Annotated in this window: 22 protein-coding genes; 11 read left to right on the top strand and 11 right to left on the bottom strand. The window is 64.4% G+C overall.

Annotated features, from left to right (window positions below; genetic code table 11):
• Positions 1 to 32: 32 nt before the first annotated feature.
• Positions 33 to 398, top strand: coding sequence for a hypothetical protein (locus tag F3J43_RS21765; RefSeq protein WP_166892045.1), 366 nt, complete (start codon positions 33 to 35; stop codon positions 396 to 398).
• 17 nt (positions 399 to 415) lie between these two features.
• Here F3J43_RS21765 and F3J43_RS21760 read toward each other — a convergent pair whose 3' ends face one another.
• Entirely contained in the window at positions 416 to 658 is a 243-nt protein-coding gene (locus F3J43_RS21760) for a hypothetical protein (protein WP_166891902.1), read from the bottom strand.
• Positions 655 to 1395, bottom strand: coding sequence for a carbon-nitrogen hydrolase family protein (locus tag F3J43_RS21755; protein ID WP_166891899.1), 741 nt, complete (start codon positions 1393 to 1395; stop codon positions 655 to 657). The genes F3J43_RS21760 and F3J43_RS21755 overlap by 4 nt, the downstream gene beginning before the upstream one ends.
• Positions 1396 to 1495: 100 nt before the next feature.
• Here F3J43_RS21755 and F3J43_RS21750 point away from each other — a divergent pair, with 100 nt between their 5' ends.
• Positions 1496 to 2005, top strand: a complete 510-nt coding sequence (locus F3J43_RS21750; protein WP_166891896.1) for a DUF2867 domain-containing protein — start codon at positions 1496 to 1498, stop codon at positions 2003 to 2005.
• A gap of 103 nt (positions 2006 to 2108) precedes the next feature.
• A complete protein-coding gene (locus F3J43_RS21745) occupies positions 2109 to 2873 on the top strand; it encodes a metallophosphoesterase (protein WP_166891892.1) in 765 nt (254 codons plus the stop codon).
• Here F3J43_RS21745 and F3J43_RS21740 read toward each other — a convergent pair.
• Both F3J43_RS21740 and F3J43_RS21735 read right to left on the bottom strand, forming a co-directional pair.
• Positions 2782 to 3402, bottom strand: coding sequence for a LysE family translocator (locus F3J43_RS21740; RefSeq protein ID WP_166891889.1), 621 nt, complete (start codon positions 3400 to 3402; stop codon positions 2782 to 2784). The two genes, F3J43_RS21745 and F3J43_RS21740, sit on opposite strands and share 92 nt — an antisense overlap.
• Before the next feature lie 149 nt (positions 3403 to 3551).
• A complete protein-coding gene (locus F3J43_RS21735; protein ID WP_166891886.1) occupies positions 3552 to 4373 on the bottom strand; it encodes an AraC family transcriptional regulator in 822 nt (273 codons plus the stop codon).
• A 132-nt stretch (positions 4374 to 4505) separates the two neighbouring features.
• Between F3J43_RS21735 and F3J43_RS21730 the strand changes: the two genes are divergently transcribed.
• Complete coding sequence (locus F3J43_RS21730) at positions 4506 to 5129, top strand: LysE family translocator (RefSeq protein ID WP_166891883.1); 624 nt, start codon at positions 4506 to 4508, stop codon at positions 5127 to 5129.
• Between the two features lie 343 nt (positions 5130 to 5472).
• Positions 5473 to 6609 carry a methyl-accepting chemotaxis protein gene (locus F3J43_RS21725; protein WP_166891880.1) on the top strand — a complete coding sequence of 379 codons (1137 nt, stop codon included), beginning with the start codon at positions 5473 to 5475 and terminating at the stop codon, positions 6607 to 6609.
• Here the strand turns inward: F3J43_RS21725 and F3J43_RS21720 are convergent.
• The 6 genes from F3J43_RS21720 to F3J43_RS21695 all read right to left on the bottom strand — a co-directional run bounded on the left by F3J43_RS21720 (position 6597) and on the right by F3J43_RS21695 (position 12279).
• Positions 6597 to 6911 (bottom strand): peptidylprolyl isomerase, encoded by a 315-nt coding sequence (locus tag F3J43_RS21720; RefSeq protein ID WP_502706624.1) that lies wholly within the window; start codon positions 6909 to 6911, stop codon positions 6597 to 6599. The genes F3J43_RS21725 and F3J43_RS21720 overlap by 13 nt on opposite strands.
• Before the next feature lie 65 nt (positions 6912 to 6976).
• Positions 6977 to 7747: a 3-hydroxybutyrate dehydrogenase gene (gene hbdH / locus F3J43_RS21715; RefSeq protein ID WP_166891878.1), complete on the bottom strand. Its 771-nt coding sequence runs from the start codon at positions 7745 to 7747 to the stop codon at positions 6977 to 6979.
• 226 nt (positions 7748 to 7973) lie between these two features.
• Positions 7974 to 8990: an ABC transporter permease gene (locus tag F3J43_RS21710; protein ID WP_166891875.1), complete on the bottom strand. Its 1017-nt coding sequence runs from the start codon at positions 8988 to 8990 to the stop codon at positions 7974 to 7976.
• Positions 8990 to 10048, bottom strand: a complete 1059-nt coding sequence (locus tag F3J43_RS21705) for a microcin C ABC transporter permease YejB (protein WP_166891871.1) — start codon at positions 10046 to 10048, stop codon at positions 8990 to 8992. The genes F3J43_RS21710 and F3J43_RS21705 overlap by 1 nt, the downstream gene beginning before the upstream one ends.
• Complete coding sequence (locus tag F3J43_RS21700; RefSeq protein WP_205298023.1) at positions 10045 to 11985, bottom strand: extracellular solute-binding protein; 1941 nt, start codon at positions 11983 to 11985, stop codon at positions 10045 to 10047. The genes F3J43_RS21705 and F3J43_RS21700 overlap by 4 nt, the downstream gene beginning before the upstream one ends.
• Before the next feature lie 12 nt (positions 11986 to 11997).
• Positions 11998 to 12279: a peptidylprolyl isomerase gene (locus F3J43_RS21695; RefSeq protein ID WP_166891867.1), complete on the bottom strand. Its 282-nt coding sequence runs from the start codon at positions 12277 to 12279 to the stop codon at positions 11998 to 12000.
• Between the two features lie 176 nt (positions 12280 to 12455).
• Here F3J43_RS21695 and F3J43_RS21690 point away from each other — a divergent pair, with 176 nt between their 5' ends.
• From F3J43_RS21690 to F3J43_RS21675, 4 genes are all read left to right on the top strand, one after another.
• Positions 12456 to 16550, top strand: a complete 4095-nt coding sequence (locus F3J43_RS21690; RefSeq protein ID WP_166891864.1) for an RCC1 domain-containing protein — start codon at positions 12456 to 12458, stop codon at positions 16548 to 16550.
• A gap of 59 nt (positions 16551 to 16609) precedes the next feature.
• The gene (locus F3J43_RS21685) at positions 16610 to 17614 is read left to right on the top strand and encodes an Ig-like domain-containing protein (protein WP_166891861.1); all 1005 of its coding nucleotides are present in this window, start codon (positions 16610 to 16612) and stop codon (positions 17612 to 17614) included.
• Between the two features lie 68 nt (positions 17615 to 17682).
• On the top strand, positions 17683 to 20418 hold the full coding sequence (locus F3J43_RS21680) for an Ig-like domain-containing protein (protein WP_166891858.1): 2736 nt from the start codon (positions 17683 to 17685) through the stop codon (positions 20416 to 20418).
• Positions 20419 to 20451: 33 nt separating this feature from the next.
• On the top strand, positions 20452 to 21798 hold the full coding sequence (locus F3J43_RS21675) for a hypothetical protein (protein WP_166891855.1): 1347 nt from the start codon (positions 20452 to 20454) through the stop codon (positions 21796 to 21798).
• 115 nt (positions 21799 to 21913) lie between these two features.
• On the opposite strand, the gene F3J43_RS21670 is transcribed toward F3J43_RS21675, so the two are convergent.
• The gene (locus F3J43_RS21670) at positions 21914 to 22978 is read right to left on the bottom strand and encodes a 3-deoxy-7-phosphoheptulonate synthase (protein WP_166891852.1); all 1065 of its coding nucleotides are present in this window, start codon (positions 22976 to 22978) and stop codon (positions 21914 to 21916) included.
• Between the two features lie 594 nt (positions 22979 to 23572).
• Between F3J43_RS21670 and F3J43_RS21665 the strand changes: the two genes are divergently transcribed.
• Positions 23573 to 23965, top strand: a complete 393-nt coding sequence (locus F3J43_RS21665; RefSeq protein WP_166891849.1) for a hypothetical protein — start codon at positions 23573 to 23575, stop codon at positions 23963 to 23965.
• Positions 23966 to 24028: 63 nt separating this feature from the next.
• Entirely contained in the window at positions 24029 to 24946 is a 918-nt protein-coding gene (locus F3J43_RS21660) for a LysR family transcriptional regulator (RefSeq protein WP_166891846.1), read from the top strand.
• Positions 24947 to 25434: the final 488 nt, after the last annotated feature.

Here is a 25434-nt window from a genome sequence, read left to right as displayed (position 1 = left end):
GAGGGTGTCGTATGAAACGCCTGGCGATAGACATGAGCCCGGCTTCGCTGATCAATGCGATCCTGGTGGCCTGCATGGCTGGCCTGTTCCTGGGAGGATGCGCGCAGAATGCCGATGTACGGGGCGGACACGACTACACCTCGGGAACCACGGTAAAGAACCCGCCCGACTACCTGGTATGCGTGCAGGACGAGTTGCCCAGCGGCTCGAAAGTGTATCTGTTGAACAACAGCAGCGCGATGGATTTGTACGTCGACAGCACGGACCCGAAGAAGGCCTCCGGCCTGGTCGAAGTCCAGGGCGCGGGCGCGCAGCACAAGTTCACCGCCTACCAGCGTGACGCCTGGTACGACCGCGGCCGGTTGCTCGATGCCGCGCTCCTGTGCGCGAGGACGTAGCGCCGGCCACGGCCGAGTCAGTCGAGCCAGACGGCCAGCAGCACCAGCGCGACGGCCAGCAGCGTGCCGACGAACAGGGCGTACTGCTGGCGGGCCCGTCGGGCATGGGCCTCGACCTCGCGCAGGTACTGGCCCGGCGGCGGCGCGTCCGGTCGGTGGCGCAGGCCTTCGGCCATGTCGGCGAGACGGCCGTTGACCAGCAGGCCGACCAGGTAGTAGCTGACGGCATAGCTGCCCAGCACCAGCAGCAGGTACTTCATGCGCTCGGTTCCAGCCGGCAGGCATGGGCGCTGGCATTGGCGGTGTCGAACAGCAGCAGGCCTTCAGCCTCGTGGTCCAGGCTTGCCAGCAGTTGCCCTTGAGCGTCCCAGGCCGCCGATTGTCCGGCTCCGACGAAGACGTCGGCCGGGCCCACGCAGTTGGCCATCAGCACTGGCATGCCCAGCTGCCGGGCGACCTTGGGGTAGTGCGCGAAGCCTTCCTCGATGCCCTTGGCGGTCTTGGCCACGCTGACCAGGTACAGGTCGGCGCCTTGTGCCCGGGCCTGTTCGGCATGGCCGAGGAACATCGACTCGTAGCAGATCGCCGGGGCCACCTGATGTTCGCCGACGGCAAATACCAGAGGCTGCGTGCCGGGCAGGAAGAACTCCAGTTCATCGCCGTGCAGGCGTTGCTTGGCGTAGCTCAGGGGGGCTTCATGGGGCCGAAGTACCAGCATGCCGATGCGCACGCCGCCGATCGCCGGCAGTGGCAGACCGACGGCGGCGCTGACGCCGCGGCGATCGCACAACGCCTGCAAGGGGGCCATCAGCGGTGCCTCGGCGGGGGTTGCCAACTGGCGTGCCAGGGAGGGCTCGTAGCCGGTCAGCGACAGTTCCGGGAATACCAGCAGCTCGGCGCCCATGGCGGCGGCCTGTTCGATGCAGCGCAGGTGGCGCTGGAGGTTGCCGGCCAGGTCGCCCTTGCGCGCGGCCAGTTGCACTGCGCAGATCTTCACGAATGAATCCGTCCTTGATCCAGATAGGAAAAGCGAGGATACAATTCCTTCGGGCGCCGCCACCAGTGCGCAGGCGTTGATTTCATGGAGGGAAATAGCAATGAGCCACGCCGCAGCCATTCCTCCCGACTCCCTGATTGCTGGGTACGCCACGCGGGCGGGTTTTCGTCATTGCCGGGCGATTCGCCTGACGGATGACGGGCGGCCCGCCATGGCCCACTTCCTGCGCCTGATGAGCAGCATGCCGGGCTGGATCGATGACCTGATGGTGCTGCGCAACCGGTTGGTCGGCATGTTCGGCTTGAAGGACCTCGGCCGGCTGACGGCGATCGACCCGCAGCGCGCGCCCGAGAGTTACCAGCCGGGAGAGCGGGTGGGAATCTTCACCTTGCTGGCCAACAGTGACGACGAAGTGTTGCTGGCCGACTGCGACCGGCATCTGGATGTGCACATCGCGCTGCTGCGTCGGCGCAGTCCCGACGGCCAGTGCCAGGTGTTGGTCAGCACGGTGGTGCGTACCCACAACTGGCTGGGGCGGCTGTATATGCTGCCGGTGGCGCCGTTCCATCGCCTGATCGCGCCGATTGCCCTGGGGCGGCTGCGGGGTTGAGGGAGCGCCGCCTGGCAATCACGCGGGCGTGGACAGGGTGTCCGTGCCATGCTGTGGGAGACCTGCAACGCCGGCACCGAAGCAGTAGCAGAGGAACGATGCGATGAACCGTTATCGGCGGTTGGCCGCCAACCTCCACGGGCGAGACCTGGCCGTGGGCGATATCCATGGATGCTTCCACCGTCTGCGTGCGTGCCTGGACAGTGTCAGTTTCGATCCTGCGGTCGATCGGCTGTTCAGCGTCGGCGACCTGGTCGACCGTGGGCCATACAGCGAGCTGGCCCTGGAGTGGCTGGCACAGCCCTGGTTCCACGCGGTGCAGGGCAATCACGAGACGCTGGCGATCGACCACCTGTACGGCGCCAGGGTGGACCTGGACTTGTACCGCAATGCCGGCGGCGAGTGGTTCCTGGATCTGCCCATTGAGCAGCAGCGCCCGTTTGTCGAAGCCTTCCTGAAGCTGCCGGTGGCCCTGGAGGTCGACACGGCGCGTGGACCGGTCGGCCTGCTGCATGCCGACAGTCCGTTCGCCGATTGGGCAGACCTGCGTGCGAGCTTGCAGCGTTACGACGATCCGGATGTGCGCGAGGTGTGTCAATGGTCGCGGCGACGCCTGAAGGAGAGCGACGAGCAGCCTGTGGAGGGGGTGCGGGCATTGCTGGTCGGGCATACGCCGGTGCTTCAGGTGAAGGTGCTGGGCAATGTCTGGCACCTGGACACCGGCGGTTGGGCAGGGGGGCACTTCAGCCTGCTCGACCTGGCCGACCTGACCTTGCTCACCCCCACGCCAGGTGCACCAGCACACCCACGGCCAGCAGGATCAGCATCACCCCCGAGGCCCGCTCCAGCCAGGGCAGGATCCGACTGAAGCGGCGCAGCACCCGCTGATTGCCGATGGCCAGGGCCACCAGCAGGTCCCAGGCCAGGACCATGGCGAACATCCAGCCACCGTACAGCGTCTTGGCCACGGGGCTGCTGCTGCCGAGCAGGCTTGCCAGGCTGGCGTAGAACAGCGCGTTCTTCGGATTGAGGATCCCCGAGGCGAAGCCCATGACCAGGCTGGTGCGCCAGTTGCCCGCAGGGTTGGCGAGCGGTTTTTCGCTGGCGACCAGCTGGGTAGAGCCGGCATGGCGCAGGAACAGCCCACCGATATACAGCAGGTAGGCGCAGCCGGCCAGTTGCAGGGCGATGAACAACCCGCTGCCCTCATGCAGGGCTGACACACCGGTGAAGGCGGCGCCGATGAACACGCCATTGGCCAGGGCGATGCCCAGGCAGGCGCCACTGGCCACCCGCCAGCCGGCGCTGGCCGAGGTGCGGGCGACCAGGAAGAAGTCCGGGCCCGGGGAGAGCAGGGCGAGAAAGTGGGCGACGGCGATGAGCAGGAACTGTTCCATGGGCGGCTTCTTGGCGAGGGAAACCGGCAGTCTGGCGAGGGCGGCGGCTGGGGTATTGAAGAATATTGCAGGCCTCGCAGGCCGCCTCATGAAGGCTGGTGCGATTACTACAGCGGTCGAGGCGCGTGGTTCGCCAGCAAGGCTGGCTCCTACAGGCGGAGGGCCGAGCGCCGGTACACCCCTGGCGTCACCCCGGCATGGGCCTTGAATACCCGCTGGAAGTGGCTCTGGTCGGCGAATCCGAGCCGGTAGGCGACCTCGGCCAGCCCGCTCCCTTCACGCAACAACCGCCGGGCCCGGTTGACCCGGGCATTGAGCAGATAGGCATGGGGCGTCATGCCGGTGGCGGCGGCGAACGCCCGGATCAACGGATAGCGACCGATTCCGGCCAGTCCGGCGAGGCGCTCCAGGCTGAGTTCGGCAGGGTCGCTCTGTTCTATATGTGCAATCAAGCGATCCAGTACCGAGGGGGCGAGCGGCGGCGCCGTCATCGTCGCCGGCTGTGTGGCGAAGTCATGGTCGCCGATGAAGCTCACCAGCGCAGCGTCTTTTTCCACTGCGGGTGCTGTTGAGAACAGCAACGCGTTCAGCGCGCAGAACTGTCGGTACAGCGCCGCCGAGCGGCTGATGCGCGCCGGTGCCTCCGGCGCGCCGGCAGCGATGCCCGACTCGAGGCGCAACTCGGCGAGCCAGGCGGCGTCCAGGTGCAGCATCTGGTAGCTCCAGGCCTGCCCGGCATCGGGGTTGCAGGCATGCACCCGTTGCGCGGGCACCAGCACCAGGGTGCCTGGCGTCAGCCGAACCTCGCCGTTGCCTGCGCCGGTGAAGCGGCTCGTGCCGGCATCCACGGCGCCGATGGAGAAGGTCGGGTGGCTGTGCGCCTTGTAGCAGGCGCGGCTATGGCAGGCACGCCGACTCTCCACGTGAGGCAGGGCGGGGTCGTGCCAGATTTCGCTGCGCGCCGGAGGCATGGCGGGTCACCTGAGGTCGGTAAGGTCGCCAGTCTAACGTGCGTTGCACTGTGCCGGCCATTTGCCGTGTGGCTGTGCTTGACGTCACCCCCTGGCAGGCCGAGGCTTGCGCTGTCCCCAAGGAGAAGAAGAATGGACCTGTCGAGCCTGCTGCTGTTCATCCCCGCCTGTTTCGCCCTGAACATGGCCCCCGGCCCCAACAACCTGTTGTCCCTGCACAATGCCAGCCGCTACGGCCTGCGCATCGCCTGCGTGGCCGGCGGCGGGCGGCTGCTGGCCTTCAGCGGCATGATCGCCCTGGCCGCCATGGGCCTGGCGGTGGTGCTGCATACCAGCGAGTACCTGTTCCTGGCGATCAAGGTGCTGGGTGCGGGCTACCTGTTCTATATCGCCTGGCAGCTGTGGCGCGCGCCGGTCGGCCAGGCGCAGGTGAGCGGTGAACAGCCCCGGGGCGTGTGGAAACTGGCGCGCCAGGAGTTCTGGGTAGCGGCGGGAAATCCGAAGGCGATCCTGATCTTCACCGCGTTCCTGCCGCAGTTCGTGTCGGTCGGTGGCAGTACGCCGGTCAGCCAGCAGTTCCTCCAGCTCGGGGTGTTGTTCCTGCTGCTGGAATGGGCGGCGATCGCCATCTATGCCGGGTTGGGCGCCTACTTGCAGCGCTGGTTCGAGCGCCCAGGGCCGCGCCGGCTGTTCAACCGGGTCAGTGCCTCGCTGCTGGGTTGTGCCGGGCTGGGGTTGCTGGCGGCACGGCGCTGAGGGCGTTTGCCACTGGCTGGCGGTTGTCTTCGAAGGCTTCACACATGGACGGATCAGTCACGGCAAGCGGGCTGATCCGTTTTATTTTGCGGCAACTGATCCTTGCGCTTTCCGAGTGCCTCCCGCGTATCGCGAATTTAGACAGAAATACGTCTATTGCGCTTGTTTGCCGCCGATTTAATCTTGACGCGACCCGCCTCATCCCCGAAGGTTGGGTGCACTTTCGGCTGCAACTTTGCTGCTGTTCGCGCAAGTGACGGCCATGCTGGAAATTCTCGACGAACTCATGGACCGATTCTGTCGGCCCAGTGACGGTGATGGGGTGCAGCCCCGGGGGTAGCGTGTGAAGTGGTGGAAGCAGTCGGGTCGCCAGGACCTGGAAATCAAGCAGCTCGCAGACACGGTCGAAACGTTGCGTGGGCAGTTGCTGGCAGCCGAGCAGCGCGCGGCGCAGGCGCAGGCGCAAGTCGTCGCGCTGTCGGCGCAGAACGAGGTGCTCACGCGCCTGGCCGGCAACCTGTCGGCGTTCTCCCACTCCCTGGAAATGACCCAGAGCTCGTTCTCCAACCTGGCCCACAGCATGGAGCAGGAGCGCGACTACGCCATCCGTATCCAGGGCATTGCCAGTAGCAACCAGGCCAGCATCGATGCCATCGCCATCAATCTCGAGCAACTGGCCGAGTCGTCGGGCGAGGCCTCGGAGAAGGTCGGCAAGCTGGACCATCAGGCGCAGCAGGTCGGCGGTGTGCTGCAGATCATCCGCGAGGTGGCGGACCAGACCAACCTGCTGGCCTTGAACGCGGCCATCGAGGCGGCGCGGGCCGGGGAGGCCGGGCGCGGATTCGCGGTGGTTGCCGATGAGGTCAGGACCTTGGCTCGGCGCACGGCGGAGGCGACCGCCGAGATCGGCACGCTGGTGACGGCTATTCGTGCCGACAGTGCGCAAAGCCGGGGTCATATCGCCACCCTGGCCGAGCATTCGGCATCCTACAGCGATGTCGGGCAGGGCGCGGCCAGCACCATGCGCCAACTGCTGGAAATGTCGAGCGTGGCCGAGAGTTCGGCCTCGGTCTCGGCGCTCAGAAGCTTCTGCGAACTGGCCAAGCTCGACCACCTGATCTACAAGTTCCGCGTCTACAAGGTGCTGTTCGGCGTGTCACAGGAGCAGGCGGCGGACTTCACCGACCATACCCATTGCCGCCTGGGCAAGTGGTACCGGGAAGGGGATGGCGCCACCTATTACGCCCATCTCGCCGGCTACCGGGAGATCGACGCGCCCCATGCCGCGGTGCACCGCTGCGCGTTCGAGGCCATCAGCGCGCATGTCGGCGGCGATACGGCGGCGATGCTCAGGGCCGTGGCGGAAATGGAAGTGGCCAGCCAGGGTGTCCAGGAGGGGCTGGAGCGCGTGGTCGCCAGCGGCGAGCAGGCCCCCGAACTGCTGGACCGGCGCCGTGGCAGCGAGGCTCAGTCGCGGTAGAACGTTTGCACCAGGTGATAACCGAACTTGCTCTTGATCGGTCCGTGCACCACGCGCAGGGGCTTCTTGAAGATCACCTGGTCGATGGCGCCGACCATCTGGCCCGGGCGGACCTCGCCGAGGTCGCCGCCGCGCTTGCCGGACGGGCAGGTGGAAAACTTCTTCGCCAGCACGTCGAAGGCTTCGCCATTGGCGATGCGCTGCTTGAGCTTCTCGGCTTCGTCAGCGGTCTTGACCAGGATATGGCGGGCTTGGGCTTTCATCGGGTAACACCTGTGCTTCGGGGCGAAAAAGGGCGCCATTATGCCTGATGCGGCCGGGTGAGGGGACTCCTGCAGGAGGCCGGCAGTCTTCTCCACGATAGCCGTTACTGGGCCAGCCATCCGCCATCGACGTTCCAGGCCGCGCCGCGGACCTGGCTGGCGGCCTCGCTGCAGAGGAACACGACCAGCTCACCCAATTGGCCAGGTGTCACGAAGGCCTGCGAAGGCTGCTTTTCAGCCAGCAAGGCCTGTTGCGCCTGCAACGGATCCTCGCCGTTGGCGACACGCTCGTCGATCTGCTTCTGCACCAGCGGGGTCAGCACCCAGCCTGGGCAGATGGCATTGCAGGTGACGTTACTGGTGGCGGTTTCCAGGCCGATCACCTTGGTCAGGCCGACCACCCCATGCTTGGCCGCCACATAGGCGGCCTTGCCGGTGGAGCCGACCAGGCCATGCACCGAGGCGATGTTGACGATCCGCCCCCAGCCGCGTGCGCGCATGCCGGGCAATGCCAGGCGGCTGCCATGGAACACCGCCGAGAGGTTGAGCGCGATGATCTTGTCCCAGGCCTCGACCGGGAACTGCTCCACGGGCGCCACATGCTGGATGCCAGCGTTGTTGACCAGGATGTCGACGCCACCGAACGCTTGCTCGGCCATGGCGAACATCTGTTCGATCTGGTCCACGTGCGCAAGGTCTGCCGGGTGGTGGAGTGCCTTCACGCCATGCCGGGTGATTGCGGCCAGGGCCGGGGCCGGATCGCCGAAGCCGTTGAGCAGGATATCGGCGCCTGCCGCGGCCAGCGCCTGGGCTATCCCCAGGCCGATGCCGCTGGTGGAACCGGTGACCAGCGCGGTCTTGCCTTTGAGTGTCATGCCGTTCTCCTTCAGAGGATGCCGGTGGCTTTGAACCTGGCGATGACCATGAACACTGCCAGATTCTCGCTCAAGGTCATACCGAAAGTGTCCTTGCTCCCGTAGGAGCGGCCTTGTGTCGCGAAAGGGCTGCGCAGCAGCCCCCGACAATCTGCAATTCAAGCAGCCCTTTCCCAAAAAATCGCAAACCCTTGAAAGAGTCGGGCCCCACGACAGATCAGGTCGGTCACCTTCGCGGGTCGAACGCTTCGCGCAGTGCCTCGCCGATGAACACCAGCAACGACAGGATCGACGCCAGGGCCAGGAACGCGGTAAAGCCCAGCCACGGTGCTTCCAGGTGCTGCTTGCCCTGGGTCACCAGTTCGCCCAGCGAGGCGCTGCCGGCCGGCATGCCGAAGCCGAGGAAGTCCAGGGCGGTGAGGGTGGTGATCGCGCCGGTGAGCATGAACGGCACATAGGTCAAGGTGGCGTTCATGGCGTTGGGCAGCACATGGCGCAGCATCACCTGGGTGTCCGGCAGCCCCAGGGCACGGGCTGCGGTGACGTACTCCAGGTTGCGCCCGCGGAGGAACTCGGCGCGTACCACGTCCACCAGGGTCAGCCACGAGAACAAGGCCATGATCCCCAGCAGCCACCAGAAGTCCGGCTCGACGAACCCGGACAGGATGATCAGCAGGTACAGCACCGGCAACCCCGACCACACCTCCAGCAGGCGCTGGCCGATCAGGTCGACCCAGCCGCCGTGGTAGCCCTGCACGGCGCCGGCGGCGAGGCCGATCAGCACGCTGAGCGTGGTCAGGGCGAAGGCGAACAGCAGCGACACCCGGGTGCCGTACAGCACCCGGGCCAGCACGTCGCGGCCCTGGTCGTCGGTACCCAGCCAGTTCACCGTGCTTGGCGGGCTAGGGGTCGGCACCTGCAGTTCGTAGTTGGGTGTGTCGGCGCCGAACGGAATCGGCGCGAACAGCATCCAGCCGCCTTGCGCCTCGATCAGCTGACGCACGTACTGGCTGCGGTAGTCGGGCTGGAACGGCAACTGGCCGCCGAACTGCTGCTCGGTGTAGCGCTTGAATGCCGGGCTGTACAGCGCGCCCTGGTAACCCAGCAGCAGCGGCTTGTCGTTGGCCACCAACTCGGCGCCCAGGCTCAGCAACAGCATGCCGGCGAACAGCCACAGCGAGATCCAGCCACGACGGTTGGCACGAAAGCGCTGCAGGCGGCGACGGGCGATGGGCGACAGCATCAGCGCGCCCTCGTGTCGAAGTCGATGCGCGGGTCGAGCAGGGTGTAGCAGAGGTCGCCGAGCAGGCGCATCAGCAAGCCGGCGAGGGTGAAGATGAACAGCGTGCCGAATACCACCGGGTAGTCCCGCGACACGGCCGCCTCGTAGCTCAGGCGGCCAAGGCCATCGAGAGAGAAGATCACCTCGATCAGCAGGGAACCGGCGAAGAACACGGTGATCAGCGCCTGGGGCAAGCCGGCCACTACCAGCAGCATGGCGTTGCGCAGCACATGGCCGTACAGCACCCGACGCTCGCTCAGGCCCTTGGCGCGGGCGGTGACCACATACTGGCGGGCGATCTCATCGAGGAAGGCATTCCTGGTCAGCAGGGTGAGGGTGGCGAAGCCGCCGATCACCAGCGAGCCCACCGGCAGCACCAGGTGCCAGAAGTAGTCGGCAAGCTTGCCCAGCAGGCTGAGCTGGTCGAAGTCGTCGGATACCAGCCCGCGTACCGGGAACCCGTTCAGCGAGGTGCCGCCGGCGAACAGCACGATCAGCAGCAGCGCGAACAGGAATGAGGGCAGGGCGTAGCCGACCACGATCAGCACGCTGCTCCAGGCATCGAAACGGCTGCCGTGGCGTACCGCCTTGCGGATGCCCAGGGGGATCGACACCAGGTAGGTGATCAGCGTCGCCCAGAACCCCAGCGACAGGGTGACGGGCAGCTTGTCGAGGATCAGCTCGGTGACCTTGGCGCCGCGGAAGAAACTCTGGCCGAAATCGAGCCGGGCGTACTGGCCGAGCATCAGCCACAGGCGTTCGCTGGCGGACTTGTCGAAGCCGTACTGGCGCTTGATCTCGTCGAGCAGCCTGGGATCCAGCCCGCGACTGGCACGGGACTCGCCGTGGAGCAGTTCGACCCGGGCACCCGGGGCGCTGCCGCCAAGGCCTTGCAGACGAGCCACGGCCTGTTCCACCGGGCCGCCGGGAGCGGCCTGGACGATGGCGAAGTTGACCAGCAGGATCGCCAGCAGGGTAGGGATGATCAGCAACAGGCGCCGGAGGATGTAGCGGGTCATGGCTGCTGTGCGCTCAGTTCGGTCATCTGCGCCTGGGTCAGCGGCGTCGGGCTGACCTCCCACCAGGTGTCCAGGCCCTCGTCATAGGTCGCCTGCACCTTGGGCAGGCCGAAGCGGTTCCACCACACCGTCGAGCTGCCCGGTGGGTAGTAGTTGGGAATCCAGTAGTAGTTCCACTGCAGCACCCGGTCCAGGGCGTGGGCATGGCGCAGCATGTCGGCCTGGCTGCTGGCGCGCACCAGGCCATCGAGCAGGTGATCGACGGCCGGGTTCTTGAGCACCATCAAGTTGTTCGAGCCCGGGTCGTTGGCCGCGGCCGAGCCGAAGTAGGTGTACAACTCGCTGCCCGGTGACAGGGTGACCGGGTAGCCGGTGATGACCATGTCGTAGTCGCGGGCCATCAGGCGGTTGACGTATTGCGCCGAGTCGACGTTGCGGATGTTCAGCTCGACGCCAATCTGCGCCAGGTTGCGTTTCCACGGCAACAGCAGGCGCTCCAGGCCCGACTGGCCGTTGAGGAAGGTGAAGCGCAGGGGCTCGCCCCGGGCATCGACCAGGCGATCGCCCTGCGGTCGCCAGCCGGCCGCTTCGAGCAAGGCCAGGGCTTGCAACTGCTGCGTCCGGATGATCCCCGAACCGTCGCTGACCGGGGCGGTGAACACCTGGTCGAAGACCTCGTCGGGCACTTGTCCACGCAGCGGCTCAAGCAGCTTCGACTCGTCGGCGTCAGGCAGCGCCCGGGCCGCCAGCGGGGTGTTGGAGAACAGGCTCTGCTGGCGGATGTACAGGTTGCGCATCATCTGCCGGTTGCTCCACTCGAAGTCCCACAGCAGGCCCAGGGCCTGGCGCACGCGACGGTCCTGGAACATCGGCCTGTCGAGGTTGAACACGAAGCCCTGGGCCACCTGCGGCTTGGCCGGACCCAGGTGGGCGCGGCGCAGGCGGCCGTCGTCGAGCGCGGCGCCGTTGTAGCCGAGGGTGAAGGCGGTGGCGGAGAACTCGCGGTTGTAGTCGTAGCCACCGCCCTTGAGCACCTGGCGGGCGACTTCGGTATCGCCGAAGTACTCGATGCGCAGACGGTCGAAGTTGTACAGGCCGCGCGCCACCGGCAGGTCGCGGGCCCACCAGCCCGGGTCGCGCGCGAAGGTGATGCTGCGGCCATTGTCGATTTGGCCGATGCGGTACGGACCGCTGCCGACCGGTTTGTCGAAGCCGCCGCCATTGGCGAAGTCGCGCTGTTGCCAGTCGTGCTCGGGCAGCACCGGCAAGCTGGCCAGGTCCAGCGCCAAGGTGCGGGCATGGGGCCGACGCAGGTCGAAGCGTACCTGTCGTGGCCCTTCGATGCGCACGCCGGCGACGTCGGCGAACTGGGTACGGTACTTGAGGCTGCCCTTGCTCATCAGCAGCTCGAAGGTGAAGCGCACATCCTCGGCGCGTACTGGCTTGCCGTCGGCGAAGGTGGCGCGCGGGTCGAGGTACACGCGCAACCAGGCATCGCCGGGGCCGCGCTCCAGGCGTTGGGCGATCAGGCCATAGACGGTGTAGGGCTCGTCCAGCGAGCGCGTGGCCAGTGGCGCATAGAGCCAGCCTTCGACCTGGCTGACGCCGATGCCCTTGTCGATGTACGGCAGGACATGGTCGAACTGGCCGATCTCGATGGCCGAGCGCCGTAGGCTGCCGCCCTTGGGGGCGTCGGGGTTAACGTAGTCGAAGTGGCTGAAGCCTGCGCTGTAGCGGGGCGCTTCGCCGTAGACGGTGAGGGCGTGGTTGGGGGCGGCTTGTAGCGATAGCGGGAGTATCAGGTACAGGCCACTGATCAGGGCACCACGGACGAGCGCGAGGGTGTGTCGGGAATGAGCTTGCCCTGGGCAGGCAGCAGGGGAGCAGGCTCGGACAAAGCCTGCTCCTGAAAAGCGCGCTCCTGCTGGGGAGGTCACGGCAGTGCCGGGTCAGTCCTGGCGGCTGGTCACTTCCAGCAGGTGATAGCCGAACTGGGTCTTCACCGGGCCCTGCACGACATTCAGTGGCGCGCTGAACACCACGGTATCGAACTCACGGACCATCTGGCCGGGACCGAACGAACCCAGGTCGCCGCCCTGGCGGCTGGAGGGGCAGGTGGAATTGGCCTTGGCGACTTCGGCGAAGTCGGCACCGGCTTCGATCTGGGCTTTGAGTGCGTTGCACTGGTCTTCGCTGCTGACGAGGATGTGACGGGCGGTGGCGCGGGCCATGGTGATGCTCCTTGTGGATGAAGGCGCAAGCCTAGCGCAAAGCGCGCGCGCTGTCTGTTGCAAGCGACAGCTCCAAGGCGCTTTACCTAGCATTTCTGTCAGTTGTGCCGTGACTGGTGGCAGTCGTTCAATCAGGCGACCGTTGACTCACTCCCACACTTCGAAGGGGCTCCAGCATGGCCAATAACACACGGAACAACTTAGTAGCCGTACAGCCGGAGGGTGGTTACTCTCTCCAGGACTTGCTGGATGCCTTTAACAAACTCAGCTTCACACCATCGATCAACGCCGCGGGTACCTTGCAGCGTATTTTCATTCCACGCCAGGTCTACCCGTTGCGTGGCACATCCGGCGCGCATGTCGGGGTCAACTTCCATATGGTCCAGGCAGGCATCAATGGCCTGGAAATTATCGTGCAAGCCTATCCGGAAATGAACGAGGGGGATCGGATCGAGGTGTTCTGGCGTGACCCGAATCTGCCTGTGGCCACTGGCATCGTCGGCCCGCCGCCAGCCGCCGGGCAACCACCGGTGTCCGGTCAGCCCGGTGCCCATTTCTTCCTCTATGTAGCGGCCGAAAAGGTGCCAGGGTTCGTCCGGCCTGGCGCAGATCCCTCGCCGGAACAGATCGAGGGTGTCGTGTCCGAGTTGTGGCATCGCGTCACTCGTGCCCCTTCGGGGAACACCGAAGAGTCCCTGCGCTTGAACGTACTGAGTCGGATGGTGCAGCCAGGGGGCGTTGATCCTGAGCCCGACAGGCCTGGTCATTTCCGGCTCTTGCCACCTCAGGCGACGGTACCGCCTGAGGGTGTGACCGGGCAGCAGGATATCAATGTAACCATCCCGGCCTACCTCTATATGCGGGCTTACGATCTCATCGTATTGAGCTGGGGTGGTGTGTTCGTAGAGCAAGTCGTTGAACCTGCGCAAGCCGGCACACCAGTGGTCATTACCGTGCCCAAAGAGGTGATCAGGGACGCCGGGCAGAGCGACAACCTTATTCTCGTTTATCGGGTTACGGATGAGGTTCAGCGTCAGTCCAGCGACTGGTCATTGCGTGGGGCAGTCAAAGTCGAGTTTGACGATGGCACCCTGCTCGAGCCGCTGATCATCGACGAGACTTCAGAACCAGCACAAGTGGATGTGATTGACCTTGGCAAGTTGGGTGCCAATGATCTTTCCGTCATGGTCGATGCTCGTGGGCTTGCACCTGGCTTCAATCTAACGGTAGGTGACGTTGTCACCCTTACCTGGCGCGGCATTACCGCGGCGGGTCAAGTCTTCGAGCATGAACTCCCTCCGCGAACCGTGAATAGCCTGGATGCTAGACGTGGGGTGACGTTCAGTATCGAAAATCTTCGTTTGCTGGCACTGGGCATGGGCGCCGGGATTGCATTTTACCGGATCCAGCGAGGGGCTGGAACGTTCCCTTCAAAACGCAGTTTCGTATCGTTCATTGGTCAGGCGCGACAACTGACGGCCCCCACCTTGCTCGAGGCCAAGGACGATAGGGTAGAGGCCAACAGCAAGACCGCTACCGTGCACATCGAGGCCGCCGTTGGCCTGCTGGCGCTCGATTGGGTGACGCTGTTCTGGACAGGGACCCGGGCGGATCAGACCCCATTGCGTTATAGCGAACGACGTCGAATCAGCAGCGCGCAGGCAGGCAAGGACTTCATCTTCAGGATCGACCCCGCCGTGAATCTGGTGTCGCTCGATGGCGGTAGCCTGGCGCTGAGTTTCCAGATTGAACGCGCTGGTCTGCCGATGCCTCTGGAATCGGAGACGACGTCCGTTGGGGTGGGCAGAAGCTTGTATGATTTGCCCGCGCCCGAGACATTCCCGGTATTTGCCGGCGGTAACGTCATTCCTGCCGACAATCTCGGTGGCATCGATGTGATCGTGCGTTTCTTTGCCCCACCGCAGACAACGATCCGTCTGAACTGGGCTGCAGAGAAAGGGGAGTCGTTCTTCGATGAGTTGCCTGCGGACCTGAATGAGCCCGCTTACTTCTCGATCGCTCACGATTTGCTACTCGATAACACGGGCGGCCAGGTAACGGTCACCTACACCATCCTTGAACCGGGCAAGCCTGATCGCATTTCTGAACCGCTGATCCTGAACATCGGCGTGGTGCCGAGCAAGGACCTGCCCCCACTGGAGTTTCTTGGCACGGGCGGGGTGGTGCTCGACCCTGCCAAGCCATTCGCGCCCAACGACCCGGTCACGCTGCGCATCGTCGCGGCTGCCGACTTGCAAGTCGGTGATGAGTGGGAGGTCAGTTGGGCTGGCCAAAATCCAGGCAGTGTCCATGTCTATTCGGAACGCGTCATCGAAGGCCAGCAAGGTCAGCCGCGGGAGCACCGGATCCCGGCCGATGTCGTCAGGGCCAGCAACAACGGCGATGTGGTGGTGCACTACAACGTGTATCGGCTCACGGGTGCTGAACAAAGCTCCAAACCGATCACGATACGGGTTCAAGGTGCCGCGTTGCCGTTGCCGATCTTCGTCGAGGCCGTCAATGGCAATCTCAATCCGGACGATGTGCGCAGCGGTGCCACGGTACACATCGCGGCAGCTGCTCAGTTGCGCGGTGGTGACCTGGTGACGCTGAAGCTGAACCATCCGAATGGGGCCAAGTATTACCCGAGGACTGTGCTGGCGAATGAGGCGGGCCTGGCGCTGAGTATCACCGTGCCCTATGCCGACATTTCAGCGCTACTCAATCAGAAGGTCGATTTGTCCTATACCGTTTTCCGTAACCCGAACGGCCCTACGGAACCTTCGGACAGCAGCGCTTACACCGTCAGCCGAGTGCTCAGCAGCGGTACCATGCGTCTGTTCGGTGCTCGTTACAACGTCTCCACATACCGGGCTTCAGGATCGTCTCGGGTGATCAGCGCCTACAGCACTACCACGCCCCCACGGCCGATCCTGGTGGAGTGGCAGTACCAGGGCGATACCACCTGGACCGCAGGTTACACCTGGCTGGACAAGGAGCCTTGGAAGGTACTGCGGGTGCGTAACCTGTCCGATGCGGTGCTGCTCAATCCCGGCAATGTGTTCGGCACCGGTAACGATGCCCAGGTTAACGGTACGGCGGCGTTCGCCGCACTGATCGAGAACCAGCCGCATACTCCCGGACGCTTTGCCTTGGCCTACTGGGGAATGGTGGGTTGGGGAGGACGTGGACCGGGAATGGCGTTGGACAATGCGCGTGGGCTTTGTACCACCCGCAGTGCCTGTGCGGCCTGGCTGGACAATGGCAACGTGGTGACCTGGGGCAATGCGGCCGAAGGCGGGGCATTGCGTGCCGAGGACGTGGGCAAGCCATTTCGCTTCATCCGCAGCAACTCCACCGTGTTCGTCGGCAAACGCCAGGACACCAACACACTCAGTGCCTGGGGGGTAATGGCCGATGGCGCGGACATCCCGCAGAACATTCGTCAGCTCACGGATATCGTAGAGGTCTATGGCGCAGGCCTGGCGTTTGCCGCCAAGCGCAGCAATGGCATGCTGCTGGCGTGGGGGCAGGCGGCCAACGGCGGCTCGATACCTGCGGCTATCGCCAACCGTACCGACAACTTCTATGTCAAAGGCAACTACGCGGCCTTCGTGGTACGTCGCAACGACATGAGCGTGGAGACCTGGGGCAACGCCACCTATGGCGGGAACGCACCGGCGAACATCAAGGCGCGCAAGGATATCGCCACCCTTGAAGGCGCCACAGCCCGGGCCTTCTCGGTCATTACCACGGCGGGCCAGGTCCTGGCCTGGGGGGCCTCCACCCATGGCGGTATCGTGCCGCCGAATATCGCGGCGCTCACCGATATCGTCGAGGTGACCAGCACCTGGCATGCCTTCTGTGCCCGCCGACGCAGCGGGCATGTGGTGGCCTGGGGCAATGTGACCAAAGGCGGCACCATCCCGGCCAACATCCTGCAACTGGACGACATCGTCCAGGTGGTGGGCAGTGCCTGGAGTTTCGCCGCACTGCGCAGCAACGGCACCGTGGTGGCCTGGGGGCACGCCACTTCGGGCGGCAATGTCACCACTGTGCCTGGATTGACCAACGTGCGGGCGATCTATGCCAACAGCAACGGTTTCACGGCCTTGACCTCCGATGGCCGGGTGGTGACCTGGGGGCATCCGACTGGGGGCGGTGACAGTTCGGCGGTGCAGTCCCTTCTGCGCAATCGTCTGGTGACCGGCCATCCGGACACAACGCCTGGCGCCAAGGTTGCAGCAGATAACGAACTGCGTCGCGTCTGACTCCCCTGCCTGTGTGAGCTGTCAGGGTCGCCAGACCCTGGCAGCCAAGGAGAACCGTTATGTGCCATTGGTTAAATAAAGGGCTGGCCAAGGGTGGCCTGGCCTGGATGTTTGGTGTGCTGTTGACTACCGTCGTGAGCCCTGCGTGGGCCGACTTGGCGGCGCCCACGACGACGTTGGTTACGGAAGGCGCAACGCTTGATCCGAGCGATATTCCTGGCAGTGGGTTGGAGGTCACGACCATGACCGGTGGCCCGGCCTACAACCAACAGAGCCTGGCTGTGAGGCTGTTGGTCAATGGGCAGGTGATCGAGGGACCGCGCACGGTGGTCGGTCTTTCAACGAGGCCTATTCGGCTACTGCTTGCCAAGGCCTTGTTCGAGCCCCACGCGGGTGCGGATGTGCAGATCAGCTACTGTGTCGGCGTCGGCGATCCAGCACTCCCGTTGCAGCGACTCTGTGAGCAGGCTGCCAGCCCGCCGCTCTCGTTCAAGCTCGCCCAAGGTTTTTCAGGCAGCTACATCCATGACCTGAGCAGCAAGCTGTTGGTAGCGGTCTATCGCAACGGTGAGATGTTGTTACCCAAGCCCGGGGTGGATCGCGAGGTCTTCAGTTTCGTGCGTCAGGCACCCGGTGCGACGGGCTACACCAGCAGTGACACAAGTGTCGCGACCGTGGACTCACAGGGCAGAGTCACTGTCCTGCGCAATGGCAACGCCACGATCAGCGCGCAATTGCCGGGGCAGCCGCAGGCTTATCAATTGACGGTACGGGGCATTCATCAATTCGAGGTGGTATCCAGCACGGGGGCGACCTGGGATCAGGCCAATCAGCAATGCGTAGGGCTTGGTGGGCGATTGCCGGAGGAGCTGGACTTCAACGACCTCAAAGGCCGCTTTGCGCTGAAGATGCGTGAGCTTGGACTGCCTGACTATCCGATTTGGGGGGGTAAGGCCGGCTTGGGTTCAGGGACGGCCACAACCTTCGATCCGCGCAGCGACAAAGTGACCTCCGAGACGACTGGCGCCAACACGCTGCGTCAGGTGCTCTGTTTCAGGAGCTGAGCTCGGTCCAGGTGAGCAGATAATCGTGGTGAGTGCTCGGGTCAGTCCAGAAAACAAGGCGGGAAAAAATGAACAGTGAGTTCGAAATGCCAGACGAGGAAACCCTGGAGCAGGCGCGCCAGCGTTTCAATGAACACTTCACCGATGCTGCAAGTCCTGGCCTGGCCAGTGTCGCTTTGCCGCGGATGTTCATTCCCGGTGCGCCACTTCTGGACAGGCTGGCCGAAGTGGGTGTCTACAGCGGCCTGCTGCAACCCGAGCCCCAGGGGCTCGTGGTCATGCTCCAGCGCTACCCGGACATGCGCGCCGATGATTTTCTCGAAGTGTTCTGGCATGGCCGAGGCAGCGATGCGAGTCCGTTGTTCACGGCTTATCTGGAAACCGAGCAGGTGGGCTGCGACATCCCCTTCTATCTGCCGAGCAATCAGGTGGTAGAGGGGATTGGCGACCTGTACTGTCGCATCACACGCAACGCAGGGCAGGAGCAGGTCGGTTGCACGACGGTACTTGAAGTACTGTGCAAGCCGACACTCCCTGGCGGTCCGGACCCGACACCTGATACCGCCTGGCATGGTGGCCTGGAGGCTCCGGTAGTGGATTCGCAGATAGTATCTGGAGAGTCGGCATGGGTGCTGATAAAGCCTTGGCTGTACATGCAGGCGGGCGGCTTGTTGCAACTGGCCTGGGGCAACCAGCTGGTGGAGTACCGCTTTGCCGATGACCAGGTCGGGCAACCCTTGCGGGTCGAGGTTCCCGCTGCCCATATCGCCAATGCCGGTGACAGCGGGCAGATACCGGTGCGTTATCGGATCATCGATGTAGTGGGCGATGTCTCGGAAAAGTGGTCGGCGGTCACCTGGGTATCGGTGCAACTGCAGCCAGGGCTGGGCGATGCGCCACGCGTAGAGGGCGCGATCGAGAAGCAACAGGTCGATTCTGCCGCCGCGACGGTACGGATCATGGTGTGGGCTTCGTGCCTGCAGGTAGCCGTCGGCGACGAAATCGAACTCGTACTCGAAGGTTTCGATTTCGTCGCCCGGCCACTGAGTCTCGATGCCAACTCGCTTGGGCTCGACCTGCGTCGACGCATCGATGAGACAGGCAAAGGTTACCTGTTTGAAGTACCGGCAGGCTGGTTGGCGCAACTGGCCGGTGGATGGTTGACGCTGGCCTGCCGTTATTGGCGCGAAGGGCAGGTGGTGGCACGATCCGGTACGCGCTACCTGGAAGTCAGCGGTGCCTTGCCTGGGCTGCCCTTTGCCGACCCCAGCGCCGATTTCGAGGGCCGGCTCGACCCCGCGCAACCGAGCCAGGCGGTGGTCGTGCGCTACTTTGGTCTGGCTTATGGCGATCGGGTGAAGTTGTGCTGGCAGGGTTTCACTGCCAACGGTCAGCCCTATGTCTGGGAAGTGACTCGCCGGGTAAGCCGCGCGGATGCTGGTCGCGGCCAGTTGGTATTCCTGATTCCGCCGCAGCACCTCGAGGCATTGGACGGAGGTAGCCTGCAACTGCGCTACAGCGTCGAGTGCCCGGGGCCGGCGGCGCCTCGCCAGTCCCCACGGTTGTGGTTGCAGGTCGGTCAGATGCCGGTGGCACTGCCGGCGCCACAGGTCGTCGACATGGACGAGGACAACGATGTGCGTGTGGTCGCCGGGCAACCCGTGAAGGTGCGACTGGACTACCCGGACCGCCATGAGGATGACCAGGTAACGCTCATCCTGCTGGGCGTGAACGCGGCTGCCAGTATCCGCCTCTGTGGTCATGGGCAGGAGTGGTCGCTACCGGCCGAGGTTCTGGCGGCCGGCCTGGAGCATCTCAGCGAATTGCACTACCGCGTCACGCGCCAGTCCGACCAGCAGGTTCGCCAGTCGGCAACCGTGGCCTTCACCGCCACGGCTGGGGTGCCGTTGCAGCTAGGCGCGCCGCAGGTGATGGAGGCCAATGCCAAAGGCTGCCTCGACCCCTCGCAAATACCGCCGCAGGGCGCGACCGTGCTGTTCCAGGGCCAGGCAGCCGGCCTGCGCCCTGGCGATAGCGTGCGTCTGCATGTGACGGGAGCGGTGACGTTCGACAGCGAGCCGTTGATTCACGACCCGGATCAGCCACTGAGCTTCCTGTTTCCCGCACGCTTGGTCACGGCAAGCCTGAACGGGCAGTTGACCTTCACTTACAGCGTGACGCGTGCGGGCCGGGAGAGAGGACGTTCAGAAGCGGTGCAACATGCTGTGCGCTACCAACTGTGGATGGCCACTGACACGCTGAACCTCAACGGGTTGTCGGTGAAATATGGTTGGCCCGCCAAGGGCCTCGACTCGATCGGCAATACCGCCGTGCGTACTGCCAGCGGCGGTTCGGGGGCTTGCCGTTACGTTTCCAGCAAGCCCACTGTAGCTTCGGTGGATCCTAGAAGTGGCAAGGTCACGGGCAATGCCAATGGCAAGGCAACCATCACCGCGACTGACGACGCGGGTACTCAGGTCAGTTATCTGGTGAACGTCAGTAACGTGTGGAACCTCAACTTGCGCACCGATATGCGTAACCCGAAATGGAGCTGGCCCCAGGCTATCCAGTGGATGAACAGCCTGGGTGGAAGTCCGGTCACTGCCGCGTTCATCGCCGATATGCAGCGGGTCTACGGAGCACCGCTGCCATTGCCCAGGTACATATGGAACTGCGTCAAAGTGAGCAGTGATGCTGGCATGTTCTACCACCATGCCTATGCGTTCTCCGGTTATTTCTGCTCTGCCAACACGCCTAACACGAACATCTATGGTGGCATGTGCGTGACGCCACGCAATGGATGATGCCGAGCCCAGATACGGGACAGGAGAAGAAAGATGGATTCGACAAACCTGGGGCGTGTGCTGTCGTGGGTGATGCTTTGCGTGATCGCAATGCCTGGCGCACATGCCATGAGTGGTGTGGAAACCGCCATTGCCTTGAACCAGCGGGTGGCGGCAACGCCTGCGCGCTGCCTGGGCAATGAGCCCGTGGACGCCTGCAGCGGCGTGCTGATGCGGCCGATGATAGAAGCGCATCAGCGTGAATTCTGGCGTCACGACTCCTTGGCCGAGTGGCGGCAATACGAGCCTTTCCAACTCTTGCGCCGCGATGGCAAGACCGTGGGCAACCCCGAGCGCAGCGGTTATGTCATGCACTCAGGGTTCGATGCAGCGGCCCAGGGCAAGCTTTACCAGGTCGTGGGTCGCGAAGGCAACGAGGTTCGCCTGGGGTACTGGGACGCCAGCCAGCCGAAGCAGTTGCCAGTGCAGGCAATCTACTACCAGCCGGGGCTTACCAATGCGTTGCTGCGCGCTCAGCGCAGTCAGATGGCCTGGTTCCAGGCCACTGGACAGTGGCTCCCGGTATTGCGCTATGTGGCGGGGGATGCACCGTTCGGCTTCGATCAGCGTGAGCAGCTGTATAACGGTTATGAGGTGGCGGAGGCGATCAATGCGCGGTACGACAGTAAGGACACTGTCTGCCCGGATGGTCGCTCGCGCTTCTTCTGCAATGGAGTGCTGGTGCGTGGTACGGGAGTGGGTAGCTTCAAAGCGTGGAATCCCAGCCCAGCCTCGCAACGTAACAATGGTGTCTCGTTCAGCTATTTTTCGGTGGACGCGGGGTTGGATATCACGATCTGGCCGCAGGGATACATCGTATCGCCATTGGGGGTCCCGGTCACTCGACGCCTGATCATGAGCTGTATCTATCCATTCGATGGCGGTACCAGCAACCTCGGACAACCTTGTCTGGATCGGGGAATCTGTTCTGGGATTACCGACGACACGGCATGGCTGAAAAGATATCCCACCCCACCTCGCAACTCCTGCGCGTTTCGCCCTGATCCGGCAGAGTTTGATGTTGGCGTGAAAGCGCATCGATGGAGTCTCGAGGAGCACAGGCGTGTCAACGAAGACTATGACTCGGAAGACTATGACTGGAACGAGGTGATTGTGCAGGCGTGGCCCCAGGACAAGCCAGGGGAACTGCCACTTGAGGCGTTTTTCTACAGTCCGAAGGTGCGTTACCCTCCTGCGGAGCCGGGGCCTGCCAATGCTCGTCGCTTTCAACGTGAGTACGTGACGGAAACGCATCGGTACTTGCCAGTACTGCGCCTGGACCCCAAGGCGCCTGACGGGAAGCTGGTGACCTATCTGCCCTTGGATCAGGCGACTGAATAAGGTCCACTCGGGTTGTGGCGCGACAGTGGGCGACTCGCTACCCGGCCCCGGCAGCCCTTCAATACCTGCAAGGGCTGACCCCGACTATCTGAGGTGTGACGCTGGCATACGGGATTCAGCGCAGGGCTATGGCCGCCTGGTGCAACAGCCGGGCGGTATTGTCCCAACCCAGACACCCGTCGGTAACCGACACCCCGTACTTCAGCGCGCCCTTGCCTAGCGCCTGACAGCCCTCGAACAGGTGGCCCTCGATCATCATGCCGACGATCGAACGGTCACCGGCCAGGCGTTGGCGCAGCACCGCCTCGAACACCGCCGGCTGGCGCGCCGGGTCCTTGCCGCTGTTGGCATGGCTGCAGTCGACCATGATCCGCGCGGCCAGTCCGGCCTTGGCCAGCCCTTGGCGAGCCAGGGCGATGCTCTGGGCGTCGTAGTTGGGTCCCTGGTGTCCGCCGCGCAGTACCAGGTGGGTGTCGGGGTTGCCCAGGGTCTCGATGATCGCTGGATGGCCTTGCGCGTCCATGCCGAAGTGGCGGTGCGGGTGCGCGGCGCTGCGCATGGCGTCGCAGGCGATGCCTACGCCGCCGTCGGTGCCGTTCTTGAAACCCACCGGCAGTGCCAGGCCGCTGACCATCTCGCGGTGGATCTGCGACTCGGTGGTGCGCGCGCCGATGGCGGCCCAGCCCAGCAGATCGTCGAAGTAGCCGGCGGCCATCGGTTGCAGCAGTTCGGTGGCGACCGGTAGGCCGCGTTCGATCATGCCCAGCATCAGGCCGCGGGACAGGGCGATGCCGGCGTGCATGTCGTCGCTGCCGTCCAGGTGCGGATCGTAGGCCAGGCCTTTCCAGCCGACGGTGGTGCGGGGTTTCTCGACATAGGCGCGCATCACCAGCAGCAGCTTGTCGTCGACTTCGCGGCTCAGGGCGGCGAGGCGCTCGGCGTACTCCAGGGCCGAGCGCGGATCGTGCAGTGAGCACGGACCGACCACCACCAGCAGGCGCTCGTCGCGGCCTTCGAGAATGGCGCGGATCGCTTGACGGTGGGCGTGGACTTGCTGGGCGAGTTCGCTGGGCAATGGCATCTGCTGCTTGAGCAGGTGCGGGCTGGGCAGACGCTGGCTGACGGTGGTGTTGGCCGCGTGTGGCTGGGTCAGGGGCAGGGCGAGGTTCGAGGCGTGCATGGCGTGTTCTTCCCTGGGCGGACGGCGGGTTCTGGCCCGCGCGGTCGGCCCTATAGAGGTGTTCGACAGATCGTCAAAAGGGGTGTTTGTGCGGCAGTGCCACCGGAAATCGACCGAACGGAGGCGGCAGGCTGGCCCGAACGGAACTGGCTAAATCGCCATGCATAGGTGCGGTAGTAGGTGGTGTAGTTCATGAATCTGTCCTCAAGATGAATCGGTGTGTACAAGGCCCGGAAAAACAAAACCCCCGGTCGGGGAGCCGACCGGGGGTTTGAGTATTCTCATGTTCGGCGGCCCCTCGAAGGTGGGCGCCGGGTGGGAATCGGCGCCTAGTGGCTAAACCAATACCCAAAATAAAACGCAGCAACGACGTCACGACCGGCAACGGCCAGCACACGGTGCGCAGGGCGACCGGTGAGGTTGGCGTGGTTGCAGGATTGTTTCGACATGTTGCTCTCCAGTGAATGAGCCCGAGCTTACTGCACCTTCGGCCCGGCATTCAATAAGTAATTGCTATCGGCGCGATCAGGGTTTGGGCGGTGACACCCGATGCGGTTAGCATGCCGTGGCACGCACTGAGCCAAGGAGACACGCATGAACCGTTACCTGTTGCTGTTGGCATTGCTGGCCGGCCAGGCGCCGGCCTGCGAGGTGCAGACCGACAAGGCCTACAAGGACGAGCGCTTCGGCAACTGGGTGATTCCGGTGCGGCTCGCGCGCGGCGAGCGTTGCGTGATTCACGACTACACCACGGCAGAGGGGCAGAAGACCTGGCGCGAGCGGTGGGCGCGGGTGGAGAAGATCGGCCCGTTGCACCCTGACCGGCTGGGTCGCCTGCGACGTGAATACCAGCCGGGCGATCCGCTGCGGGTCAATCGCTACGTCTACACCGCCGGCCACCAGGCGGGCGAGGAGGACGTGGTGTTCGCCGCGTTTCCCGATGGCCAGGAGCGGCGCGCGGTGGCCTATCACCTGGTGATTGACTGAGGCGCCTTGCAATCGGCCGATCCGCACCCATCTAGCAGGCCTTGTCTTACTGGAAAACCGGCCATGGAACCCAACCGTTTCGGCGATATCGCCGCCTTCGTCAGCGCCGTCAAGGCCGGCAGCTTCACCGCGGCGGGCCGCGCCCTTGGGCTGACCCGCTCGGCGGTGGGCAAGAGCATCGCCCGCCTGGAGGCGCGCATGGCGGTGCGCCTGCTCAACCGCACCACGCGCAAGCTGAGCCTGACCGACGAAGGGCTGGTGGCGTTCGAACGCTGGCGGCAGATCCTCGACGACCTTGACGAGGTCGACACCACCATGGCCCAGCGCCGTGGCCAGCCCAGCGGCACCTTGCGCCTGACCGCGCCGTTGTCGTTCGGCCAGCGTCATGTGCTGCCGATCCTCGATGCCTACCTCAAGCAGTGGCCCGACCTGCGCGCCGACATCCGTTTCACCGACCGCTGTCTCGACCTGGTCGAGGAGGGCGTCGACGTGGCCGTGCGCATCGGGGTGCCGAAGGAAGATTCGCAACTGCTGACCCGTACCGTGGCCTGGCAGCAGTTCGCCACCTGCGCCTCGCCCGAGTACTTGCAGCGTCATGGCACGCCCCAGGTGCCGGCGGACCTGTACGGCCATGACAAGATCGCCTTTCTGGTGGGGGAGAAGTCCAGCCCGTGGCGCTTTCGCACCGAGGCAGGGTTGCACCTGTGCGAGGAGCCGGGGCGGCTGAACATCGACAGTTCCGAGGCGATGCTCGAGGGCGCGCGTGCCGGTTTCGGGCTGATCCACTTGCCGACCTATATCACCGGCGATGACCTGCGTAGTGGTCGGCTGGTGGAGGTGTTGCACGATTACCGGCCGCCGGCTGAGCCGATCCGTATCGTCTATCCGAGCAAGCGTCATCTGTCTCCGCGGGTGCGCGGGTTCATCGACCTGCTGGTGGCGCGTTGGGCGCAGGGTGTGCCGTGGGAGGCCCAGGGCTAGGTGGTTTGGTGGCGAACCGGGTGCTGTGGGGCGCAGAGGAAGGGGGGTAGGAGCAGGTGATTGCCGAAAGAGTTATAGCGCCTGTGAGATCGAGCGCCGCCCGCGCGGCGCATCGCGGGCTTTCGCCCACTCCCACATTTGTTTCGGGCCAGTCTCTCCTGTGGCATTGCCTGGTCCGCCTTGTTGGCATGGCGAGGTTTCAGCGTGGTCGCTGCTGGCGCTTCGCCTGGCTTGAGACATGCACCAAGGCGTACAGCGGTACCTTCACAGGACTGCATCGCCCGAAACAGATGTGGGAGTGGGCGAAGCCCGCGATGCGCCGCGCGGGCGGCGCTCGATCTCAAGAGCGCTACAACTCTCCCTGTAGTGGTCTACTAACCCCGGACACCTTTTTAGGCGAAGATGATCGCCACACAGAGGTGTTCAATGAGCAGACAACGACGTACTTTCACCCCAGCCTTCAAGCGTGAGGCTGCCAGCCTGGTGCT

Source organism: Pantoea sp. Cy-639 (genome assembly GCF_011752525.1).
Lineage (GTDB): Bacteria > Pseudomonadota > Gammaproteobacteria > Pseudomonadales > Pseudomonadaceae > Aquipseudomonas.
The sequence above is the reverse complement of the archived record's forward strand: the minus strand, read 5'-3'. Positions and strand labels throughout refer to the sequence as shown.

What these genes read in the sequence shown, in the direction of transcription:
- F3J43_RS21675 (WP_166891855.1), top strand. Translation starts at nt 20,452, where the DNA reads ATGGATTCGACAAACCTGGGGCGTGTGCTGTCGTGGGTGATGCTTTGC.
- hbdH (WP_166891878.1), bottom strand. Translation starts at nt 7,747, where the DNA reads ATGACACTCAAAGGCAAGACCGCGCTGGTCACCGGTTCCACCAGCGGC.
- F3J43_RS21735 (WP_166891886.1), bottom strand. Translation starts at nt 4,373, where the DNA reads ATGCCTCCGGCGCGCAGCGAAATCTGGCACGACCCCGCCCTGCCTCAC.
- F3J43_RS21680 (WP_166891858.1), top strand. Translation starts at nt 17,683, where the DNA reads ATGAACAGTGAGTTCGAAATGCCAGACGAGGAAACCCTGGAGCAGGCG.
- F3J43_RS21760 (WP_166891902.1), bottom strand. Translation starts at nt 658, where the DNA reads ATGAAGTACCTGCTGCTGGTGCTGGGCAGCTATGCCGTCAGCTACTAC.
- F3J43_RS21690 (WP_166891864.1), top strand. Translation starts at nt 12,456, where the DNA reads ATGGCCAATAACACACGGAACAACTTAGTAGCCGTACAGCCGGAGGGT.
- F3J43_RS21710 (WP_166891875.1), bottom strand. Translation starts at nt 8,990, where the DNA reads ATGCTGTCGCCCATCGCCCGTCGCCGCCTGCAGCGCTTTCGTGCCAAC.
- F3J43_RS21670 (WP_166891852.1), bottom strand. Translation starts at nt 22,978, where the DNA reads ATGCACGCCTCGAACCTCGCCCTGCCCCTGACCCAGCCACACGCGGCC.
- F3J43_RS21720 (WP_502706624.1), bottom strand. Translation starts at nt 6,911, where the DNA reads ATGGCGCCCTTTTTCGCCCCGAAGCACAGGTGTTACCCGATGAAAGCC.
- F3J43_RS21745 (WP_166891892.1), top strand. Translation starts at nt 2,109, where the DNA reads ATGAACCGTTATCGGCGGTTGGCCGCCAACCTCCACGGGCGAGACCTG.
- F3J43_RS21730 (WP_166891883.1), top strand. Translation starts at nt 4,506, where the DNA reads ATGGACCTGTCGAGCCTGCTGCTGTTCATCCCCGCCTGTTTCGCCCTG.
- F3J43_RS21660 (WP_166891846.1), top strand. Translation starts at nt 24,029, where the DNA reads ATGGAACCCAACCGTTTCGGCGATATCGCCGCCTTCGTCAGCGCCGTC.
- F3J43_RS21765 (WP_166892045.1), top strand. Translation starts at nt 33, where the DNA reads ATGAGCCCGGCTTCGCTGATCAATGCGATCCTGGTGGCCTGCATGGCT.
- F3J43_RS21740 (WP_166891889.1), bottom strand. Translation starts at nt 3,402, where the DNA reads ATGGAACAGTTCCTGCTCATCGCCGTCGCCCACTTTCTCGCCCTGCTC.
- F3J43_RS21695 (WP_166891867.1), bottom strand. Translation starts at nt 12,279, where the DNA reads ATGGCCCGCGCCACCGCCCGTCACATCCTCGTCAGCAGCGAAGACCAG.
- F3J43_RS21705 (WP_166891871.1), bottom strand. Translation starts at nt 10,048, where the DNA reads ATGACCCGCTACATCCTCCGGCGCCTGTTGCTGATCATCCCTACCCTG.
- F3J43_RS21665 (WP_166891849.1), top strand. Translation starts at nt 23,573, where the DNA reads ATGAACCGTTACCTGTTGCTGTTGGCATTGCTGGCCGGCCAGGCGCCG.
- F3J43_RS21685 (WP_166891861.1), top strand. Translation starts at nt 16,610, where the DNA reads ATGTGCCATTGGTTAAATAAAGGGCTGGCCAAGGGTGGCCTGGCCTGG.
- F3J43_RS21750 (WP_166891896.1), top strand. Translation starts at nt 1,496, where the DNA reads ATGAGCCACGCCGCAGCCATTCCTCCCGACTCCCTGATTGCTGGGTAC.